The organism is Kitasatospora sp. MBT63, from assembly GCF_000710465.2.
In the GTDB taxonomy this organism is placed as follows: domain Bacteria; phylum Actinomycetota; class Actinomycetes; order Streptomycetales; family Streptomycetaceae; genus Kitasatospora.
The window spans coordinates 1-893 of the sequence record NZ_JAIZ01000351.1; the positions used below are offsets into that span (position 1 = coordinate 1).

Sequence of the window (893 nt, forward strand, 5' to 3'; positions counted from 1 at the left end):
GCCACCCAGCGCATCGCGTACGCCGCCGAGCGGTCCACCTTGGACGGGTCCTTGCCCGAGAACGCGCCACCACCGTGGCGGGCCATCCCGCCGTACGTGTCGATGATGATCTTGCGGCCGGTCAGGCCCGCGTCACCCATCGGACCACCGATCTCGAACCGGCCGGTCGGGTTCACCAGCAGCCGGTACCCGTCGGTCACCAGCTTGATCCCGTCGTCCGCCAGCCGCTTGAGCTCCGGCTCGACCACGAACTCCCGGATGTCCGGCGTCAGCAGCGACTCCAGATCGATGTCGCTCGCGTGCTGCGAGGACACCACCACCGTGTCCAGGCGGACCGCCTTGTCACCGTCGTACTCGATGGTGACCTGCGTCTTGCCGTCCGGACGCAGGTACGGGATCGTCCCGTTCTTGCGGACCTCCGACAGCCGGCGCGACAGCCGGTGCGCCAGCGTGATCGGCAGCGGCATCAGCTCCGGCGTGTCGTCGCACGCGTAGCCGAACATCAGGCCCTGGTCACCCGCACCCTGCTTGTCCAGGTGGTCGTCATCGCCCTCGACCCGGGCCTCGTACGCCGTGTCCACGCCCTGCGCGATGTCGGGCGACTGCGAGCCGATCGAGACCGAGACGCCGCAGGACGCGCCGTCGAAGCCCTTCTTGGAGCTGTCGTAGCCGATCTCCAGGATCTTCTCCCGGACCAGCTGCGCGATCGGGACGTACGCCTTGGTGGTGACCTCGCCGGCGATGTGCACCAGGCCGGTGGTGATCAGCGTCTCCACGGCGACGCGCGAGGTGGGGTCCTCCTCGAGGAGGGCGTCCAGGATGGTGTCGCTGATCTGGTCAGCGATCTTGTCGGGGTGTCCCTCGGTGACCGACTCCGAGGTGAACAGGCGGCG

1 protein-coding gene is annotated in these 893 nt (G+C 68.6%); it reads right to left on the bottom strand.

All coding sequences use genetic code 11. The features are described 5' to 3' along the window. Positions 1–893, bottom strand: an 893-nt coding sequence (metK, locus tag AA75_RS20810) for a methionine adenosyltransferase (protein WP_063794406.1), incomplete at both ends; no start/stop codon positions are given.